Origin of the sequence: Roseateles noduli (assembly GCF_050626985.1) — a bacterium.
In the GTDB taxonomy this organism is placed as follows: Bacteria; Pseudomonadota; Gammaproteobacteria; order Burkholderiales; family Burkholderiaceae_C; genus Roseateles; species Roseateles noduli_A.
Genome location: NZ_CP192463.1, coordinates 5,977,691 through 5,996,736, shown reverse-complemented (window position 1 = coordinate 5,996,736; position 19,046 = coordinate 5,977,691). Strand labels below are relative to the sequence as shown.

The window sequence follows — 19,046 nt, the reverse complement described above, 5'->3', positions numbered from 1 at the left end:
GCTCTTGGTCAGCTCTTGGACGGAGAGGGATCCGGGTTGGATCCCGTGACGGTGGCGGCGCTCGTGGCGCCGGCGTGAATGCGGTAGCGGAGCGTGTCCTGGCTGGCCACGGGCGCCCACAGGCGCGCGACGACGTGGTCGCCGTCGACGGTGAGACGCTCGCGGAGGCGGGCGTCCATGGGCTGTTCGGACAACCACGCGGTGCGCTTCGCGGGCGCCACCTCACCGGCCGCCAGCGCGAGGCGGGCGGCTTCGTTCAGCAGCAACAGGGACGCCTGCCTGCGCACGTAGGTCGGAAAAGCGGGCGCGGCGACCGCGACCAGCGTTCCTCCGATCGAGTTGCGCCAGGGGAAGCCGAACACCCAGGTCGACGCCGGGTCCGGCTGCCAATCGAGCATGTTCAAGGCGCCGCCGCCGGACTTGGCCTGGGCTTGCAACCAATACTCGTCCAGGAGGTGCTGCGTGGCGTTGGGCATGGCCCACAAGCGCGGCTCGCAGTGGAAGGGGCTGTCAGAGGACATCGGCGAGACATCGGCGCCAAGATCCATGCAGGCGTATTCGCGCACGGCTTCCCGACCGAAGTTCGACTCGGTCCGGATCCAGCGGGACGCATCCGCCGCCCGCGTCGACATCGGGCGCAGCAGTGCGCGAAGTTCGGGCGCAGCCATCGGATAACGGGTGGCCAGATCGGTCACGACACGCCAATGGCGTCGCGCCATCGCACCCGCCACGTTGGCGCCGATCAAGGTGTTGGTACCGTCGAGCAGGGCCCCCGTCAGCGCGTCCGCCTGCTGGACGAAGGCCAGCATGGCCTTCCGATCGCCCGACTGGGCCGCGAGCGCCGATCGCACCTGCAGCCAGCGCAGGCAGTTCACCGTCGTCTGCCAGGGCAGGAGCGTCGCGCGCCGGAGGTAGAGATCGCCGGCCGTCTTCAGCTTGTCGGACGGGGTGATCAGCGGCTCATCGAACGCCATGCCCGGGCGGGCGACGGCTTCGCAGCGACGGCCGATGTCGGCATGCGCCTCGGTCAGCGCGCGCAGGGCATCGGCCTCGCGCGTCCAGACGGCGACGCAATCGGTCGTCTGCGCGTCGCAATGCCAGGTTTGGCTGGCCGCGTGGCGGGCGTCGCTCGCCGGCCAGGTGCGCGGCGAAGCCGGCAGGGAAGCGATCAGGCCGGCATCCAGCGCCGCCCATCGCCGCAGACCTGCCGCGTGCGGATCGTCTCCCGCCTCGGCCAGTCCCAGCAGCGCAAAGACCGCATTGCGTTCCGGCGGCAATGTCGGCGGCGGCACGCGCAGCGCCTCCGGCACCGGACGCGGCGCGTCGTCGACCAGCCGGTTGTTGAATGCCGCCCAGGCCGCCGCGAGCGTGACCACGCCCAGCAGGCAGCCGCCCAGGATCTTCAGCGTCACGCGAGCCCACCGCTTCATCGTTCTCTCCCTGAGTCTTGATCTGTGGTCAGCGAGTATCGGACGACCGCAGCCCTCGCCCCTGCCCTCCCCCGCCAGCGGGAGAGGGGGAAAGAATGGGAGGACGCCTCGATGCCGTCAGCGAGTATCGGTGGGCCCGGAACAGGGCTTGAGGGTCCTGGAGGGAGCCCTCATGCCCTGTGATGGGCCGCGCTCGGCCTTCCGAAGGAAAGCTACCAGGGCAGCGGGCTGCCGTCGTAGTTGAAGAACGCGCCGTTGTCGCCCGGCTTCAGTCCGTCGAGCACGCCGCGCAGGCTGGACGCGCTGGTGGCGACGTCGATGTCGGCCTCCTGCCCGCCCATGTCGGTCTTGACCCAGCCCGGGTGCAGGCTGACGCAGATCGCGCGGCCGTCGAGCGTCAGCGCGACGTCCTTCATCACCGAGTTCACCGCCGCCTTCGACGCGCGGTAGACCCAGCCCGCCGAGTTCGCGCGCAGCGTCAGCGATCCCATCCGCGAGGACAGGATGCCGATGCGCGCGTCCGGCGCCAGCGCGTCCAGCAGCTGCGGCAGCACACGCATCGGGCCCAGCACGTTGGTGTGCATGACGGCGTCGAAGTCCGCCTGGCTCGGCGGCTGCAGGCCGATCGTCTTCGGGCCGTAGAGGCCGGCCACGTACATGACGCGGTTGAACTGGTAGCCGTCGAGCTGCCAGGCCAGGCCGGCGATGCTGACCACGTCGGACACCTCGAGCTTGATCGCCGTGGCACCCAGCGCCTTCAGCTTCTCGAGGCTGGCGTCGTCTCGCGCCGTCGCGACGACGGTGTCGCCGCGCTCGCGGTGCTGCTTCACGAGCTCGAGGCCGATGCCCCGCGAGGCGCCGATGATGAGGACTTGCGTCATCCGGTCGTCCTCAGATCAGCTCGACGCCGACGGCGGTCGCTTCACCGCCGCCGATGCACAGCGCCGCGACGCCGCGCTTCAGGCCGCGGTGCTTCAGCGCGCCCAGCAGCGTGACGAGGATGCGGGCGCCCGACGCGCCGATCGGGTGACCCAGCGCCACGGCGCCGCCGTTGACGTTGACGATCTCGTGCGGCAGCTTGAACTCGGCCATCGCGGCCATCGTCACCGCGGCGAAGGCCTCGTTGACTTCCCACAGGTCGACGCTCTTCGCGTCCCACCGGTTCTTGGCCAGCAGCTTCTGGATCGCGCCGACCGGCGCGGTCGTGAACCACTCCGGCGCGTTCGCGTGCACCGCGGTGCCGACGATGCGTGCCACCGGCTTCACGCCCAGCTTGTTGGCGGTCGACTCGCGCATCAGCACCATCGCGGCGGCGCCGTCGGAGATCGACGACGAGGTCGCGGCCGTGATCGAGCCGTCCTTCTTGAACGCCGGCTTCAGCGTCGGGATCTTGTCGAGCTTGGCCTTGAAGGGCTGCTCGTCGCGCGAGATCACCGTGTCGCCGCCCTTGCCGGCGATCGTCACCGGCGCGATCTCCCACGCGAAGCTGCCGTCCTCGTTGGCGCGCTTGGAACGCTCCGTCGACGCGATGGCGAACTGGTCCTGCGCCTCGCGCGTGAAGGCGTACTTGTCGACGCACTGCTCGGCGAAGACGCCCATGGCCTTGCCGCGCTCGTACGCGTCTTCCAGGCCGTCCAGCGCCATGTGGTCGTACATCTGCGCGGCGCCGTACTTCACGCCCTTGCGCGCGAACATCAGGTGCGGCGCATTGGTCATGGACTCCATGCCGCCGGCGATCAGGATGTCGGCGCTTTCGGCCTTCAGCGTGTCGTGCGCGAACATCGTCGCGCGCATGCCGGCGCCGCACATCTTGGACAGCGTCACCGCGCCGACCGATTGCGGCAGGCCCGCCTTCAGCACGGCCTGGCGCGCCGGGGCCTGGCCCTGGCCGGCCATCAGGCAGTTGCCGAGGAAGGCTTCCTCGATCGAATCGGTCGGGATGCCGGCGCGCTCGACGGCCGCCTTGATGGCGACGGCGCCCAGCTCCCACGCGGCCAGGCCGGCGAAGTCGCCCAGCAGGCCGCCGATCGGCGTGCGGGCGGCGGAAACGATGACGATGGAATCGGACATGGGGGTCTCCTTCAAAGAAATCAGGGAATGCGCCGGCAACGATGGAGGCGAGCGGCGCGGTCGGTGATCAGTGGATCGGAAGCTCGCGGTCCTGCGACTCCGGCACCCTCAGGGCCGGGGCGACGTCGCGGACGTGGAAGCGCTTGTGCGGGTCGTACGGGAACACGTCCTCGACGTGCCCCGCCAGGATGCGTTCCTTGTGGGTCTGCCAGAACGCGGGATCGAGCAGGTCGGCGTGGTGCGCCATGAAGACGTCGCGCACGCCCGGATGGCCGAGCAGGAACGGCCCGAAGGTCTCCGGGAACACGTCGTGCTTGTTCACCGTGTACCAGACCTCGCCCGACATTTCGTCCTCCTCGTTGCGGGCCTCGGGCACCTTGCGGAAGTTGCAGTCGGTCAGGTATTCGATCTCGTCGTAGTCGTAGAACACGACCTTGCCGTGGCGCGTCACGCCGAAGTTCTTCCACAGCATGTCGCCGGGGAAGATGTTGGCCGCCACCAGGTCCTTGATCGCGTTGCCGTACTCGACCACCGCGTGCGCCAGCTGCGCCGGCGACGCCTCCTGCAGGTAGATGTTGAGCGGCACCATGCGGCGCTCGATGTAGAGGTGCTTGATGACCAGGTCGTCGCCGGTCTCCTCCAGCAGCGAGGGGCAGAAGTGCTTCAGCTCGGCGACCAGCTCGTCCTCGAAGCGGTTGCGCGGGAAGGCGACGCGCGTGTACTCCAGCGTGTCGGCCATGCGCCCGACGCGGTCGTGCTGCTTCACCAGCAGGTACTTGGACTGGATCTGCTCGCGCGTCGTGTCCTTCTGCGGCGGGTAGAAGTCCTTGATGACCTTGAAGACGAACGGATACGACGGCAGGTCGAAGACCAGCATCACCATGCCCTTGATGCCGGGCGCGATGCGGAACTTGTCGCTGCTGTGGCGCAGATGGTTGAGGAAGTCCCGGTAGAAGAGGTTCTTGCCCTGCTTCTGCAAACCGAGCGTCGCGTAGATCTCCGAGCGCGGCTTGCGCGGCATCAGCGAGCGCAGGAACTGCACATAGGCGCTGGGCACTTCCATGTCGACGAGGAAATAGGCCCGCGCGAAGCTGAACAGCATCTGCAGCTCGTCCTCGCCGAACAGCGCGGCGTCGATGTAGAGCCGACGCTCGCCCGAGGGATCGGACGTGCCGTCGGCCGATTCCTTGTGCAGGAGGGGCAGCGCGAACGGCGTCTCGGTGAAGCCGTTGATGATCTTGCCGACGATGTACGCGCCCTTGTTGCGGAAGAACAGCGAGGACAGCACCTGCACCTGGAAGTTGGTCCGCCAGCGGAAGGCACCGAGCTCCTGGCCGGCGGCCTTCAGCACCAGGTCGATGTCGCGGCCGAGGTCCTCGAACTCCAGCGCCAGCTGGAAGTTGAAGACGATGCGCATGAAGGTGTCGCGCAGCGTGTCCTGCGAGGGGTAGTAGCAGCGGTAGGTCGGCTGCGCGGCCGGTTCCTCGTTCTCGATGAACTCGGTGGAGATCGCCGGCCGGACGAAGATGAACTCGTTGTGGAAGTAGCTGTGGTGGAGGATGCGCGTCGTGACCGAGTTGAAGAAGGTCTCGGCGAGCTCCGGCCGCAGGTGCTTGGTCAGCAGGCCGATGTAGTGCAGCTTGACCTGCTGCCAGACCTCGCTGGGCAGCTCGCTGGTGCGGAAGCGCTGTTCCAGCTCGATGACGGCCTCGTCGACGCGCAGGTCGTAGAACTCGATGCGCTCGCGCTGCGCGCGCTGCTGGCCGTGCCAGTCGGCCTGCTCGAAGCGCTGCTTGGCGGTCGCGGACGCGGCGCGGAACAGGCGGTAGTGCTTGTCGAAGCCCGCGAGCATCGCCTGGGCGATCTCGAACGCGCGCGGATCGTTGAGCTCGTGGGGGAACATGGCGTCTTGCTCCGTCCCGGTCGTGTCCGTTGGTATCCGCGCGGAGGCCGTCCGGGCTCAGCGGCCCATGGCCGCCTCGTAGCGGCGGTGCAGCGCCTCGAGGGCGCTGCGGTAGGCGGGACCGACGTCCTCGGCCTTCCCGACGGTGATGCTCAGGTCCTTCAGCAGTCCGTTGTGCAGGCCGTAGACCCAGCCGTGCACGGCGACCGACTGCCCGCGCGCCCAGGCGTCCTGGACCACGGTGGTCTGGCAGGCGTTGCGGGCCTGTTCCAGCACATTGAGCTCGCACAGCGCATTGGCGCGCTGGTCGGCGGCCACCTGGTCCAGCCATTCCTGGTGGTGGTTGCGCACGTCCTGGACGTGACGCAGCCAGTTGTCCACCAGGCCGACGCGCAGGTCTTCCAGCGCGGCGCGCACGCCGCCGCAGTTGCTGTGGCCCACGATGATGATGTGCTGGACCTTCAGCTGGTCCACGGCGAACTGCATGACCGACAGGCAGTTCAGGTCCGAATGGACCACGACGTTCGCGACGTTGCGGTGGACGAAGAGCTCGCCCGGCAGCAGGTCCACCAGCTCATTGGCCGGGACCCGGCTGTCCGCGCAGCCGATCCACAGGTATTGCGGCGTCTGCTGCTTCAGCAAGCGCGAGAAGAAGCCGGGCGACTGTTCCTCAGTCGCGGTGGCCCAGCGCTTGTTGTTGTCCAGCAGGTCTTGAAGTTCGTTCGTGCTCATGGACGTGGATTGTCGCGGTTACGGACCGACACGCGCCTGTCGCAACCGCGAAGGCCTCACATCGTTTCGGCGAAGAGCTCGCGGCCGATGAGCATCCGGCGGATTTCCGACGTGCCCGCGCCGATTTCGTAGAGCTTCGCGTCACGCCAGAGGCGGCCCAGCGGGTACTCGTTGATGTAGCCGTTGCCGCCGAAGATCTGGATGCCTTCGCCGGCCATCCAGGTGGCCTTCTCGGCGCACCAGAGGATGACGGACGCACAGTCCTTGCGCACCTGGCGGACATGCGCGCCATCGAGCGCATCCAGGTTCTTGCCCACGGTGTAGCAGAACGCGCGGGCGGCCTGCAGCACGGTGTACATGTCGGCGACCTTGCCCTGGATCAGCTGGAACTCGCCGATCGACTGGCCGAACTGCTTGCGGTCGTGGATGTAGGGGACGACGTTGTCCATCACCGCCTGCATGATGCCGATCGGACCGGCGGCCAGCACGGCGCGCTCGTAGTCCAGGCCCGACATCAGCACCTTGGTGCCGCCGCCGACCTGGCCCAGCACGTTCTCGGCCGGCACCTCGACGTCCTGGAACACCAGCTCGCCGGTGTGGCTGCCGCGCATGCCGAGCTTGTCGAGCTTCTGCGCGATCGAGAAGCCCTTCATGCCCTTCTCGATCAGGAAGGCGGTCATGCCTCGGGCGCCGAGTTCCGGCTCGGTCTTGGCATAGACGACCAGCGTGTCCGCGTCGGGACCGTTGGTGATCCACATCTTGTTGCCGTTGAGGACGTAGTAGCCGCCCTTGTCCTCCGCGCGGAGCTTCATCGACACGACGTCGGAGCCGGCGCCGGGTTCGCTCATCGCCAGCGCGCCGACGTGTTCGCCGGAGATCAGCTTGGGCAGGTACTTCTGCTTCTGGGCCTCGGTGCCGTTGCGCTTGATCTGGTTGACGCACAGGTTGCTGTGCGCGCCGTAGCTCAGGCCGACCGAGGCGCTGGCGCGGCTGATCTCCTCCATCGCCACCATGTGGGCCAGGTAGCCCATCGCGGCGCCGCCGTATGCCTCGGGCACGGTGATGCCCAGGACGCCGACGTCGCCCATCTTGCGCCACAGGTCCATCGGGAACTGGTCGCTGCGATCGATCTCCGCGGCGCGAGGGGCGATCTCGGCTTGGGCGAACTCGCGCACGGCGTCGCGCAGGGCGTCGATGTCCTCGCCGAGATGGAAATTCAGACCGGGCAGGCTCATGGGTTTGTCTCCTCGACCGCCTCCGCGGACGCCTCTCCGGGCGCCCGCTGGGCTGTTCGTCTTACGTTTACGTAAACGTCAATTGTAGGGCAGGTCCGTACCGCTTCGGATATCGCATAAACGCTTAAGAGGGTTTCAGTACTGCCACCGCCGCTGGCCTTCACCCCTACCCTCTCCCGCAAGCGGGAGAGGGGGTAAGAAGGGTGCCGCGATCAGGAGGATCAGGAGGTCAGCTCGGTGGCTCGGTGGCTCGGTGGCTCGGTGGCTCGGTGGCTCGGTGGCTCGGTGGCTCGGTGGCTCGGTGGCTCGGTGGCTCGGTGGCTCGGGCCTCGGGAAGCCGGGCCGCCCCCGGCGATTTAGCGGAGCCTGCCGAGCGTATGAGCCGGGGGCGGCCCGGCTTCCCGAGGCTGCGCTCGGTAGACGTCAGAGGAAGCGTTCGAGCAACTTCCGCGAATGCCGATCCAGCGCAAACCGGTCCGGCACTAGGAAGTGCAGCCCGTGGGAGCTGGCGATCAGCAGCCGCCCTTCCCCGATCCGCCGGATGTCTTCCTCGCTCTTGAGGATGAACCCGGTCGTGCCGCGGTCGGTCTCGACGGTCCATTGGGACGGCGTCGAGAAGGTCGAGACCTCCAGCAGTTTCAGCACCGTCGGCGTCATCTCGCGATGCGCGAGTTCGTCCTGGAGCAGTTCGCGCTGCGCCTGGGGCAGGTCCGTGAGCCGGTCGATCCAGGCGATCTCATGCCCGTCGGTGCCGACCAGCGACAGGCCCTCATCGGGCGCGCTCAGCGGATGGGCCCGCACGGGCGTGACGTTGTCGTGGGTCTGGCCGGCGGCGTCGACCAGCATCAGCCGGCCGTAGGCATTGCGCGCCAGGGTCTGGATGTTGTTCATGAAGGAACCTCGGCGCGATCAGGCCTGCGTGGCCGTGTGGACGTTGACGTTGGGCGCGACGACAACCACGTTGTCCTGCTCCTCCGCATCGACGCGGCGGGCCTGCGCTTCCCACAGGCGCCAGTAGGCGCCCTGCTTGGCGATCAGCTCGTCGTGCGGTCCGACCTCGACGATCTCGCCGCGGTCCATGACCACCAGCCGGTCGGCCTTGCGCAGCGTCGACAGCCGGTGGGCGATCGCGATCGTCGTGCGGCCACGCACCAGGTTGTCCAGCGCCTTCTGGATCTCCTTCTCCGTCTCCGTGTCCACGGCCGAGGTCGCCTCGTCCATGATCAGGATGCGCGGGTCGATCAGCAGCGCGCGGGCGATCGAGATCCGCTGGCGCTCGCCGCCGGACAAGCCCTGACCCCGCTCGCCGACCAGCGAGTCGTAGCCCTGCGGCAGCCGCAGGATGAATTCATGCGCATGCGCGGCGCGGGCCGCGGCGACGATCTCCTCGCGCGTCGCCTCCGGCTTGCCGTAGGCGATGTTCTCCGCGATCGTGCCGAAGAACAGGAAGGGCTCCTGCAGCACCAGCCCGATGTGGCGCCGGAAGTCCGACAGCCTGAAGCGCCGCAGGTCGACGCCGTCGAGCTTGATCGCCCCTTCGGTCACGTCGTAGAAGCGGCAGATCAGGTTGACCATCGTGCTCTTGCCCGAGCCGCTGTGCCCGACCAGACCGATCATCTCGCCCGGCTTGATCACCAGGTTGAGGTCGCGGATCACCGTCCGGTTGCCGTAGCGGAAGCCGATGTCCTGCAGCGACAGCTCGCCCTCGACCTTGTCCAGCACCACCGGCTGCGTCGGCTCCGGCACGTTGGAATGGTGGTCGAGGATGTCGAAGATCCGCTTCGCGCCGGAGGCCGCCTTCTGCGTCACCGACACGATCCGGCTCATCGAATCCAGCCGCCCGTAGAAGCGTCCGATGTAGGCCAGGAAGGCGGTCAAGGTCCCGACGGTGATCTGCGCGTGCGCGATCAGCCAGATGCCGAAGGCCCAGACGACCAGCAGGCCGATCTCGGTCAGCAGCGAGACGCTGGGCGTGAACAGGCTCCAGGTCTTGTTCAGCCGGTCGTTGACGACCAGGTTGTGCTTGTTGGCGTTGCGGAAGCGCTCGGCCTCGCGGCGCTCCTGCGCGAAGGCCTTGACCACGCGGATGCCGGGGATGGTGTCCGCCAGCACCGAGGTCACCTCGCCCCAGACGCGGTCGATCTTCTCGAAACCGGTGCGCAGCTTGTCCCGCACCAGGTGGATCAGCCACGCGATGAAGGGCAGCGGCACCAGCGTGGCCAGTGCCAGCCACGGGTTGGTGTGGAACAGGATCACCGTGATCATCGCCAGCATCAGGCAGTCGGTGATGAAGTCCAGCGCGTGCAGCGACAGGAACACGCTGATCCGGTCGGTCTCCGAGCCGATGCGGCTCATCAGGTCGCCGGTGCGCTTGGAGCCGAAGTACTCCAGCGACAGGCCCAGCAGGTGGTCGAAGGTCGCCGTGCGCAGGTCCGCGGCGATGCGCTCGGACACCAGCGCCAGGATGTAGGTCTTGGCCCAGCCCAGGATCCAGGACACGATCGCCGCCCCGAACAGCCCGCCCAGGTACATGACCACCAGGCTGGTGTCGATCTGCTTGCCCTGCTGGAACGGGATCAGGACGTCGTCCATCAGCGGCATCGCCAGGTAGGGCGCCACCAGCGTCGCCCCGGTCGCGCCCAGCATCAGCAGGAAGCCCAGCAACAGCTGACCCCGGTAGGGCCCGGCGAAGCGCCACAGCCGCAGCAGCACCCAGGTGGACGGCGGTGTGTGCAGCTCGCGGGCGCAGGAGGGGCACTCCTCGCTGTCCTCCGGCAGGACGGCCTGGCAGCTCGGGCAGAGCTCGGGCTCCTCGTCCAGGCGGGCCTCGACCTCGTCGCGGCGGTTGAAGGCGTCCTGGAAGCGCTGGGCCTGCAGGTTGGCCTTCATCGTGAAGCGCCACTGCGCCAGCCGGCCGTCGGTGTCGACCAGCTCCAGCGTGCCCAGCCCGGCGTGGTCGGACAGCACCAGCCGCAGGTCCGGCGTCAGCGGCCACTCCCGCAAGACCGGGGCGCCGGCGTCATCCTCGGACGCTTCCAGGGACAGCAGCCGTTGATCCGTGAGTCGCAGACCGCCCGCCGAGAAGCGCAAATGCCCGTCCAGGTCAACCTCGAGCGAGGCCCGGACGTTCTCGCCACGCCGCAGGCGTGTTTCGAAAGCCTCGGCGGCCGGAACGCCGCCGGCACCGGCCGACGCGACAGGATGTGAATGCTGCATTTGTGATTCTTCTGGCGATCCGCGAAACAGGAGATTTTCGGGAGATTTCCCCGAGACATTTCTGCCACCGCCCCCCAACGGGGCAACACCCGGACCAGCCGGGTCGTGGCATGTTTCGCACAATTTTCGCTTAAGCGCACAATTGTGCTTCGCATCATTGTCCGGTGGTCCGCCGGACAGCCCCCTTCCACGTTTCCACCCCTCATGAGCCGACACGACGACATCAAGCTCCTGCGCATCAACTACCTGCGCGGCCCCAACATGTGGACCTATCGCCCCGTGCTGGAAACCTGGCTGGACCTGGGTGGCCTGGAAGAACACCCCTCCCACCTGATCCCCGGCTTCACCGAACGCCTGTGCAAGCGCCTGCCGGCGCTGGAAGAGCACCACTGCGGCGTCGGCGAGCGCGGCGGCTTCCTGCAGCGCCTGACCGAGGGTACCTGGATGGGCCATGTGCTGGAGCACATCGTCATCGAGCTGCTCAACCTGGCCGGCATGCCGACCGGCTTCGGCCAGACGCGCTCCACCTCGCGCCACGGCGTGTACCGCATGGTGTTCCGCGCCCGCGACGAGCAGGTCGCCCGCTGCGCGCTGGAGCAGGGCCACGCGCTGCTGATGGCGACGATCAACGGCGACGGCTTCGACGTCGACGCCGCCGTCGTGGCGATCCGCGACAAGCTCGACGACTGCTACCTCGGCCCGTCGACCGCCGCCATCGTGGCCGCGGCGACCGACCGCCGCATCCCCCACATCCGCCTGAACGACGGCAACCTGGTGCAGCTCGGCTACGGCGCGCGCCAGCGCCGCATCTGGACGGCCGAGACCGACATGACCAGCGCGATCGCCGAGGGCATCGCGCGCGACAAGGACCTGACCAAGGAACTGCTGAAGTCGGTCGGCGTGCCGGTGCCCGCGGGCCAGGCCGTCAAGACCGCGGCCGAGGCCTGGGACGTAGCCCAGGACCTGGGCCTGCCGGTCGTCGTGAAGCCGTCGGACGGCAACCACGGCCGCGGCGTCACGCTGGACCTGCGCCACGAGGCCGACGTCGAGGCCGCCTTCCACGTCGCCGACAAGGAAGGCTCGGAAGTGCTGGTCGAGCGCTACATCCCCGGGATGGAGCACCGGCTGCTGGTCGTCGGCGGCCAGGTCGTCGCCGCCGCCCGCGGCGAGGAGGCCTGGGTCACCGGCGACGGCACGCACACCGTCGTCGAGCTGATCGACCTGCAGATCAACACCGACCCGCGCCGCGGCACGACCGAGGACTTCCCGCTCAACCGCATCGACATCACCGGCGACCCGGTCGTGCTGCTGGACCTGCAGCGCCAGGGCCTGACCGGCGACGGCGTGCCCGAGGCCGGCCAGCGCGTGCTGATCCAGCGCAACGGCAACGTCGCGATCGACTGCACCGCGCAGATCCATCCGGAAGTGGCGCATGCCGTCTCGCTGGCGGTGCGCACCGTCGGCCTGGACATCGCCGGCGTGGACCTGGTCTGCAGCGACATCTCGAAGCCGCTGTCCGAGACCGGCGGCGCGATCGTCGAGGTCAACGCCGGCCCCGGCCTGCTGATGCACCTGAAGCCGGCCGAGGGCATGCCCCAGCCGGTGGGCCAGGCCATCATCGACCACCTGTTCGCCGAGGACGAGAGCGGCCGCATCCCCATCGTGGGCGTGGCCGGTTCGCGCGGCACGGCGCAGATCGCGCGCCTGGTCGGCTGGCTGCTGCACCTGAACGGCCGCCACGTCGGCCTGGCCTGCGGCGCCGGCCTGTTCCTGGGCACCCGCCGCGTCGAGCGCAAGCCCAGCGCGACCTGGGCCGCCAGCCACCGCCTGCTGATGAACCGCGCCGTCGACGCCATCGTGGTCGAGAACGGCGCCGGCACCATCCTCGGTGACGGCCTGGCCTACGACCGCTGCCAGGTCGGCGTCGTGACCGACATGGGCCGCGTGCCGCAGCTCGACGACCACGACATCCAGACCGAGGACCAGCTCTTCAAGGTGTTGCGCACCCAGGTCGACGTCGTGCTGTCCGACGGCGTCGCCGTGCTGAACGCCGACGAGCCGAAGGTGGCCGAGATGGCCGAGCTGTCCGACGGCGAAGTGATCCTCTACGCGCTGGACGCCGGCAATGCCGCGCTGACCGAGCACCGCGGCAAGGAAGGCCGCGGCGTGTTCCTGCGCGGCGGCGCCGCGATGCTGGCGCAGGGCACGTCCGAGACCTCCGGCGCCAACGTCGAATCGCTGCAGGCCCGCTTCCACGCCGTCGGCCAGGAGATCGCGACCGACGCGGTGCTGGCCGCCGTCGCGACCGGCTGGGCCATGGGCATCTCGCCCGAGCTGATCTCGGCCGGCCTGGACACCTTCGTGCCGGACCTGCCGCAGTAATCACGGCCCGGCGCGAACCACCGCCCCAGACCCGCCCCTTTCAAAGAACAGTCGAACCCGAAAGACGACAGATGGAAGTCTCCCGCACCCGCGCCCTCCGCGGCCCCAACATGTGGAGCCGCCACACCGCCATCGAGGCAGTCGTGCACTGCAGCGACCCGGAACGCACCATCGCCGACATGGCCGGCTTCGAGGCCCGCCTGCGCGAACGCTTCCCCGGCATCGGCCCGCTGCGGCCGGCCAGCGCCGCCAAGACGCCGATCACGCTCGCCCACGTGCTGGAACAGGCCGCGCTGGCGCTGCAGGCGCAGGCCGGCTGCCCGGTGACCTACAGCCACACGCACACCACGTCGGAAGCCGGCACCTACCAGGTCGTCGTCGAGTACAGCGAGGAAGACGTCGGCCGCGCCGCCTTCGACAAGGCCGTCGAGCTGATCAACGCCGCGCAGTCGGGCGCCGCCTTCGACGCCGACGCCGCCGTCAAGGCGCTGCGCGAGACGGACGAGGACATCCGCCTCGGCCCCTCGACCGGCTCCATCGTCGACGCCGCCTGCAAGCGCGGCATCCCGTTCCGCCGCCTGACGCAGGGCTCGCTGGTGCAACTGGGCTGGGGCGTGAAGCAGCGCCGCATCTGGGCCGCCGAGGTCGACGCGACCAGCGCCGTCTCCGAATCGATCGCGCAGGACAAGGACCTGTCCAAGCGCCTGCTGCAGTCGGCCGGCGTGCCGGTGCCCATCGGCGCGCCGGTGGCCTCCGTCGACGAGGCCTGGGCACTGGCGCTCGAGATCGGCCTGCCGGTCGTGGTCAAGCCGCTGGACGGCAACCAGGGCAAGGGCGTGACGGTGAACGTCGCCTCGCGCGAGCACATGGAGATCGCCTACAAGGCCGCGGACGAGATCGGCACGGTGATGGTCGAGAAGTTCCTGCCCGGCAGCGACTACCGGCTGCTGGTCGTCGGCGACAAGCTGGTGGCCGCGGCCCGCCGCGATCCGCCCAACGTCATCGGCGACGGCGTGCACACGGTGCGCCAGCTGGTCGACAAGGTCAACGAGGACCCGCGCCGCAGCGACGGCCACGCGACCTCGCTGACCAAGATCCGCCTGGACGACATCGCGATCGCGCGCCTGGACCTGCAAGGCCTGACCCCGGAGTCCGTGCCGGACAAGGGTCGCCGCGTGATCCTGCGCAACAACGCCAACCTGTCCACCGGCGGCACCGCGACCGACGTGACCGACGACGTGCATCCGGAAGTCGCGGCCCGCGCGATCGCGGCGGCGACGGTCGTCGGCCTGCACGTCTGCGGCGTCGACGTCGTGGCCGAGAGCGTGCTCAAGCCGCTCGAGGAACAGAGCGGCGGCATCGTCGAGGTCAACGCCGCGCCGGGCCTGCGCATGCACCTGAGCCCGTCCTACGGCAAGGGCCGCGACGTCGGCGAGGCCATCATCTCCAGCATCTACGGCGGCAACCGCGGCGCGGCGAGCGAGGACGGCCGCATCCCCATCGTCGCGGTGACCGGCACCAACGGCAAGACGACGACGTCGCGCCTGGTGGCGCACATGTTCGCGACGCAGGGCCTGCGCGTGGGCATGACCAACACCGACGGCGTCTACGTCGACGGCCGCCAGACCGACAGCGGCGACTGCTCCGGCCCGAAGAGCGCGCGCAACGTGCTGATGCATCCGGACGTCGAGGCGGCGGTCTTCGAGACCGCGCGCGGCGGCGTGCTGCGCGAGGGCCTGGGCTTCGACCGCTGCCAGGTGGCGGTGGTGACCAACCTCGGCGAGGGCGACCACCTCGGCATGAACTTCCTCAACACCGTCGAGGAACTGGCGCTGGTCAAGCGCGTGATCGTGCAGAACGTGGCGCCCAACGGCTATGCGGTGCTCAACGCCGCCGACCCGGTCGTGGCGAAGATGGCCGACGTCTGCCCGGGCCAGGTGATCTTCTTCGCGAGCGACCGCCATCACCCGCTGATGGCGACGCACCGCGCGCAGGGCAAGCGCTGCGTCTACATCGACGGCGACGCGCTGGTCGCGGCGCAGGGCGCGTGGCGCGAGTCGATCCCGCTGCGCGACATCCCCTTCACCCGCGGCGGCGCGATCCCGTTCCAGAACGAGAACGCGATGGCCTCGGTCGCGGCGGCCTGGGGCGTGGGCCTGGACTGGGACACGATCCGGCGCGGGCTGGCGAGCTTCATGAGCGACCCGGACAGCGTGCCGGGCCGCTTCAACGTGATGGACTATCGCGGCGCGACGGTCATCGCCGACTACGGCCACAACGGCGACGCGATGCGCGCGCTGGTGCAGGCGGTGCAGGCGCTGCCGGCCAACAAGCGCTCGGTGGTGATCTCCGGCGCCGGCGACCGCCGCGACGAGGACATCCGCATCCAGACGCAGATCCTGGGCGAGGCCTTCGACGAGGCCATCCTGTTCCAGGACGCCTGCCAGCGCGGCCGCGAGGACGGTGAAGTCCTGGCGCTGCTGCAGCAGGGCCTGAAGGGCGCGACGCGGACCAAGCACATCGAGGAGATCCGCGGCGAGTTCGTCGCGATCGACCGCGCGCTGGCGCGTCTGCAGCCGGGCGACCTGTGCCTGGTGCTGGTCGACCAGGTCGAAGAGGCCCTGGCCCATCTGAACCAGCGCGTCCGGGAAGCCTGATGGTGGCCGGTCGCTGGCGTCACTGGCCGGCGCACTGGTGGAACGGCCTCAGCGTCGCCCTCGGGGTGATGCTGGTGCAGGTGATCGTGTCGCACGCGGCTCCGGCCGAGCTGTCGCACATCGCCTCGCAGCTGGCGATGGCCTGCGCCATCTGCGCCAGCCTGGCCGATCTGCCGGGCAGCGTCCGGCGCAACCGCAACCGCGTGCTTACCGCCGGCGGCATGACGCTGCTGGCCGTGGGGCTGGTCGCGGTGCTCCGTCCGCATCACGCCGCGATGGGCGCGCTCGTCGCGGTGCTCGCGTTCGGCAGCGCCATGCTGCTGAGCTGGGGACCGCGCGCGGGTCCCGTGTCCTTCGCGCCCATCCTGGCGATGGTGTTCGCGCTCGCGTGGCCGCCGCAGCCGCTGTCCATCGTGCTGGCGAGCGGCGCGGCGGGCATCGCGCTCTACCTCGTGTGGAGCGTGATCTCCAGCGCGGTCCTGCATTGGCGTTTCCACCGGCTCGCGCTGGCCGAGGCGCTGCACGGCCTGGCGCAGCTGATGAGCGCGCGTGCCGAGCTGCTCGGCAGCGGCGGCGCGGCGCACGCGATGCGCGACTGGCTCGGCAACGAAGCCCAGTTGGCGGAACTGCTGCAGACGGCGCGCGACCAGGTCTTCCCGCGCGCGAAGACCGATCCGCGCAGCGCGGCGGTCCTGCTGCACATCGTCGAGCTGCGCGACCTGATGCTCGCGAGCCGGCTGGATCTGGAGCTGCTGGGCGAGGACCCCGTCGGACAGCAGATGCGCACCGCGCTGGTCAGCCGGCTGCGGGCGCTGGCGGTGCTGCTGGACGAGTACCGCGACGCGCTGCTCGACGAGCGGGCGCCGGCGATGAACACCGTGCGTCCGACGCGCTGGCCCGATCTGCCGCCGCAGGATCCGCGCAGGCGCCTGCAGCTCGTGCTGCAGGACCGGCTGTCCCACCTGGACGGCGAGGTGCTGGCGATGGGCCGCGCGCTCGACGCCTCCCTGCCCTTGCCGCCGCTGCCGCTGGACGCCGGCGAATTGCGGAGCTTCGTGACGCCGGTCGGCTGGCCCATCGGCCTGCTGAAGGCGCAGCTGCACCTCGACTCGCCGGTGATGCGCCACGCGCTGCGCAGCACGCTGGCGCTGTCGGCCGCTTACTTCATCGCCCTGGCGCTGCCCTGGGCCTCGCACCCGCACTGGCTGGTGCTGTCGGTCGCGGTGGTGCTGCGCGGCAGCCTCGACCAGACGCTGGAGCGGCGCAACATGCGGGTGCTCGGCACGGCAATCGGCTGCGGGCTGATGCTGGCGCTGTCGCTGATCCCGAACCAGACGCTGTGGATCGTCGTGCTGCAGATCGCCGTCGGCATCGCGCATGCGTTCGTCACCCGCCGCTACCTGATCACGGCGATCGCGGCCACGGTGATGGCGCTGTTGCAATCGCACCTGGCGGATCCGACGCATGGGATCGCGATCTCGGAGCGGCTCGCGGACACGGTGCTCGGCGCGATCCTGGCCTGGGCCTTCAGCTATGTGCTGCCGGCCTGGGAGCGGCGCAACCTGCCGCGCGCGCTCAAGCGGGCGCGCGGCGCGCTGCAGCAGTACGCCATGCAGGCGATGACCGCGGCGATGACGCCGGCCGGTGCGCTCACGCAGCGGATGGCGCGGCGTCAGGCCTACGACGCGCTCGCGGCGCTGTCGGCGGCCCTGACGCGCAGCGCCGCCGAACCGCGCCGCGTGCGTCCGCCGCTGCAGGAGCTGAACATGGTGCTCGACCACGGCTACCGGCTGATGGCCCACCTGTCGATGATGCGGCAGAGCCTGATGCGGCGCGCGAAGGATCTGGACGCCGATTTCCTGGCGGAGATGCCGGAGGCGGCCAAGCGCCTGCAGCGGGCGCTTGCCGGTCAGGAGCCGGTGCCGCACGCGGTGCAGGCCTTGCAGGACTGGAGCCTGCTGCCCGACGTCGGCCCGCTGGAAGACCTGCGGCCGTGGATGCGGCGCCGGTTGCAGGTGAGCCTGGACGACGCCGCCCGCGCGGGCGAGGCCGCCGATGCGGCCTTCGCCGCGATGGCCGCGCCGCCGGAGCCGGACGTGACGCTATCGCGCTTGCAGTGACGACACCCTCTTGCTCCCTCTCCCGCTTGCGGGAGAGGGTAGGGGTGAGGGCCAGCGGCGGTGGAAGTACTGAAACCTTGTCGGTCTTCGCTCAGCCCAGCTTGATCTCGATCTTGCGCGGTTGCGCATGCGCGGCCTTGGGGATGCGCACGCGCAGCACGCCGTTGCTGAGCTCGGCGCCGATCTGCTCGGCGTCCAGCTCCTTGCTCAGCGTGAACGCACGGCGATAGAACTGGCGCGACACCTCGACGTGGCCGGCCTTCAGGCCATCCGGCAGATCGAGTTGCATCTCCGCCTCGATGATCAGCCGGTCCTTGTCGACGCGCAGCTGGAGCTGCTCGCGGGGCACGCCCGGCAGGTCGGCGAAGAGGGTCAGGCCTTGCGCGTCCTCAATCACATCGACGGCGGGCTGGATCGCATAGTCATCGCGACGGCGCGCGCTCTGCGCGGTGGTCGACGCGTTGGTCTTCACTTGCTCGGCCGCGTCGGCGGCGGGGGTCTGGACAGCAGTGGTCATGGTGTTCTTTCGTCTCGCGTTCGGTTCGTGTCGGGTGTCGGTGGACGGTGGCGTCCGCAGCTCAGTGGATGTCGATGCGGCGCGGCTGCGGCGCGGGGCGACGCTTGACGCTGACGCGCAGCACGCCGTCCTTGTAGGAGGCCGAGACCTGTTCCGGATCGATGTCGTCGGGCAGGCTGACCACGCGGCGGAACTTGCCGGCGAAGCGCTCGCGCTGATGGACGACGGTCTTGTCGGCGGCCTTGGCGGGCGCGGCGGTCCCGCCTTCAGCGGCGGCGGCAGCGGCGGTCGCAGCGGTGCTGTCGCTATTCGCGGTCAACGAGACGGCGCGCTCGCCGGACAGGCTCAGCACACCGCGATCCAGGTCGACGCCGATGGTGGCCGGATCCAGGCCCGGGGCGAAGGCGTAGACCTCCACCGCTTCCGGCGACAGGCCGACGTTCAGCGCGGGATAGCCGCCGCGCGGGGTGCCGCGGCCGGCGGTAGATTCGAGCAGGCCGCTCATCTCGCGCTGGAAGCGGTCGAGGTCGTTGAACAGCTCACGGGCAAACAGTTGACGGTACATGCGGGGCTCCTTGGCTTCCTGCGGGTGGATCGCGGCGGAACGTGTCCGCCATGACTCCCCAGCTAGGTGCGCCAAGCCGCACTTCAAGATCTTGAAATTGGGGGTCGCCCGTCCCCATATGCCGCGCCCGCTGCGCGAGCCGAGTCCGTTTTCTGCCTGCTTTCCGCGGTTCCTATTGCAGTTCCTTTTGCAGATCTTTTTGCGGATCTTTGAATCTCC

At 69.4% G+C, this 19,046-nt stretch carries 13 protein-coding genes; 3 read left to right on the top strand and 10 right to left on the bottom strand.

The features are described from left to right. Window positions 1–8 precede the first annotated feature (8 nt). The 8 genes from ACQ4L4_RS26140 to ACQ4L4_RS26105 form a co-directional block, all read right to left on the bottom strand. Complete coding sequence (locus tag ACQ4L4_RS26140) at window positions 9–1,430, bottom strand: hypothetical protein (RefSeq protein ID WP_431101698.1); 1,422 nt, start codon at window positions 1,428–1,430, stop codon at window positions 9–11. Between the two features lie 212 nt (window positions 1,431–1,642). Continuing rightward, window positions 1,643–2,311 carry an SDR family oxidoreductase gene (locus tag ACQ4L4_RS26135; protein ID WP_431101697.1) on the bottom strand — a complete coding sequence of 223 codons (669 nt, stop codon included), beginning with the start codon at window positions 2,309–2,311 and terminating at the stop codon, window positions 1,643–1,645. 10 nt (window positions 2,312–2,321) lie between these two features. After that, window positions 2,322–3,500, bottom strand: coding sequence for an acetyl-CoA C-acyltransferase (locus ACQ4L4_RS26130; protein ID WP_431101696.1), 1,179 nt, complete (start codon window positions 3,498–3,500; stop codon window positions 2,322–2,324). 67 nt (window positions 3,501–3,567) lie between these two features. Next, the gene (aceK, locus tag ACQ4L4_RS26125) at window positions 3,568–5,403 is read right to left on the bottom strand and encodes a bifunctional isocitrate dehydrogenase kinase/phosphatase (RefSeq protein WP_431101695.1); all 1,836 of its coding nucleotides are present in this window, start codon (window positions 5,401–5,403) and stop codon (window positions 3,568–3,570) included. 57 nt (window positions 5,404–5,460) lie between these two features. After that, on the bottom strand, window positions 5,461–6,135 hold the full coding sequence (gene can / locus ACQ4L4_RS26120) for a carbonate dehydratase (RefSeq protein WP_377157639.1): 675 nt from the start codon (window positions 6,133–6,135) through the stop codon (window positions 5,461–5,463). 56 nt (window positions 6,136–6,191) lie between these two features. After that, a complete protein-coding gene (locus ACQ4L4_RS26115; RefSeq protein WP_431101694.1) occupies window positions 6,192–7,370 on the bottom strand; it encodes an isovaleryl-CoA dehydrogenase in 1,179 nt (392 codons plus the stop codon). Between the two features lie 423 nt (window positions 7,371–7,793). Further along, window positions 7,794–8,261, bottom strand: a complete 468-nt coding sequence (locus tag ACQ4L4_RS26110; RefSeq protein ID WP_431101693.1) for a DUF1854 domain-containing protein — start codon at window positions 8,259–8,261, stop codon at window positions 7,794–7,796. 18 nt (window positions 8,262–8,279) lie between these two features. Then, window positions 8,280–10,586 carry an ABC transporter ATP-binding protein gene (locus ACQ4L4_RS26105; protein WP_431101692.1) on the bottom strand — a complete coding sequence of 769 codons (2,307 nt, stop codon included), beginning with the start codon at window positions 10,584–10,586 and terminating at the stop codon, window positions 8,280–8,282. Between the two features lie 204 nt (window positions 10,587–10,790). On the opposite strand from ACQ4L4_RS26105, the gene cphA (ACQ4L4_RS26100) reads away from it, so the two are divergent. The 3 genes from cphA (ACQ4L4_RS26100) to ACQ4L4_RS26090 all read left to right on the top strand — a co-directional run bounded on the left by cphA (ACQ4L4_RS26100) (window position 10,791) and on the right by ACQ4L4_RS26090 (window position 17,745). Continuing rightward, entirely contained in the window at window positions 10,791–12,968 is a 2,178-nt protein-coding gene (gene cphA / locus ACQ4L4_RS26100; protein WP_431101691.1) for a cyanophycin synthetase, read from the top strand. Window positions 12,969–13,039: 71 nt separating this feature from the next. Continuing rightward, window positions 13,040–15,625, top strand: a complete 2,586-nt coding sequence (gene cphA / locus ACQ4L4_RS26095; RefSeq protein ID WP_431101690.1) for a cyanophycin synthetase — start codon at window positions 13,040–13,042, stop codon at window positions 15,623–15,625. Next, window positions 15,625–17,745 carry an FUSC family protein gene (locus ACQ4L4_RS26090; protein WP_431101689.1) on the top strand — a complete coding sequence of 707 codons (2,121 nt, stop codon included), beginning with the start codon at window positions 15,625–15,627 and terminating at the stop codon, window positions 17,743–17,745. The genes cphA (ACQ4L4_RS26095) and ACQ4L4_RS26090 overlap by 1 nt, the downstream gene beginning before the upstream one ends. A gap of 91 nt (window positions 17,746–17,836) precedes the next feature. Here ACQ4L4_RS26090 and ACQ4L4_RS26085 read toward each other — a convergent pair whose 3' ends face one another. Both ACQ4L4_RS26085 and ACQ4L4_RS26080 read right to left on the bottom strand, forming a co-directional pair. Further along, window positions 17,837–18,262, bottom strand: a complete 426-nt coding sequence (locus ACQ4L4_RS26085) for an Hsp20/alpha crystallin family protein (protein ID WP_431101688.1) — start codon at window positions 18,260–18,262, stop codon at window positions 17,837–17,839. Window positions 18,263–18,323: 61 nt separating this feature from the next. Next, a complete protein-coding gene (locus tag ACQ4L4_RS26080; protein WP_431101687.1) occupies window positions 18,324–18,827 on the bottom strand; it encodes an Hsp20/alpha crystallin family protein in 504 nt (167 codons plus the stop codon). Window positions 18,828–19,046 lie beyond the last annotated feature (219 nt).

Excerpts from the sequence above, each read along its gene's own strand:
- ACQ4L4_RS26140 (WP_431101698.1), bottom strand. The coding sequence starts at position 1,430 with ATGAAGCGGTGGGCTCGCGTGACGCTGAAGATCCTGGGCGGCTGCCTG.
- ACQ4L4_RS26135 (WP_431101697.1), bottom strand. The coding sequence starts at position 2,311 with ATGACGCAAGTCCTCATCATCGGCGCCTCGCGGGGCATCGGCCTCGAG.
- ACQ4L4_RS26130 (WP_431101696.1), bottom strand. The coding sequence starts at position 3,500 with ATGTCCGATTCCATCGTCATCGTTTCCGCCGCCCGCACGCCGATCGGC.
- aceK (WP_431101695.1), bottom strand. The coding sequence starts at position 5,403 with ATGTTCCCCCACGAGCTCAACGATCCGCGCGCGTTCGAGATCGCCCAG.
- can (WP_377157639.1), bottom strand. The coding sequence starts at position 6,135 with ATGAGCACGAACGAACTTCAAGACCTGCTGGACAACAACAAGCGCTGG.
- ACQ4L4_RS26115 (WP_431101694.1), bottom strand. The coding sequence starts at position 7,370 with ATGAGCCTGCCCGGTCTGAATTTCCATCTCGGCGAGGACATCGACGCC.
- ACQ4L4_RS26110 (WP_431101693.1), bottom strand. The coding sequence starts at position 8,261 with ATGAACAACATCCAGACCCTGGCGCGCAATGCCTACGGCCGGCTGATG.
- ACQ4L4_RS26105 (WP_431101692.1), bottom strand. The coding sequence starts at position 10,586 with ATGCAGCATTCACATCCTGTCGCGTCGGCCGGTGCCGGCGGCGTTCCG.
- cphA (WP_431101691.1), top strand. The coding sequence starts at position 10,791 with ATGAGCCGACACGACGACATCAAGCTCCTGCGCATCAACTACCTGCGC.
- cphA (WP_431101690.1), top strand. The coding sequence starts at position 13,040 with ATGGAAGTCTCCCGCACCCGCGCCCTCCGCGGCCCCAACATGTGGAGC.
- ACQ4L4_RS26090 (WP_431101689.1), top strand. The coding sequence starts at position 15,625 with ATGGTGGCCGGTCGCTGGCGTCACTGGCCGGCGCACTGGTGGAACGGC.
- ACQ4L4_RS26085 (WP_431101688.1), bottom strand. The coding sequence starts at position 18,262 with ATGACCACTGCTGTCCAGACCCCCGCCGCCGACGCGGCCGAGCAAGTG.
- ACQ4L4_RS26080 (WP_431101687.1), bottom strand. The coding sequence starts at position 18,827 with ATGTACCGTCAACTGTTTGCCCGTGAGCTGTTCAACGACCTCGACCGC.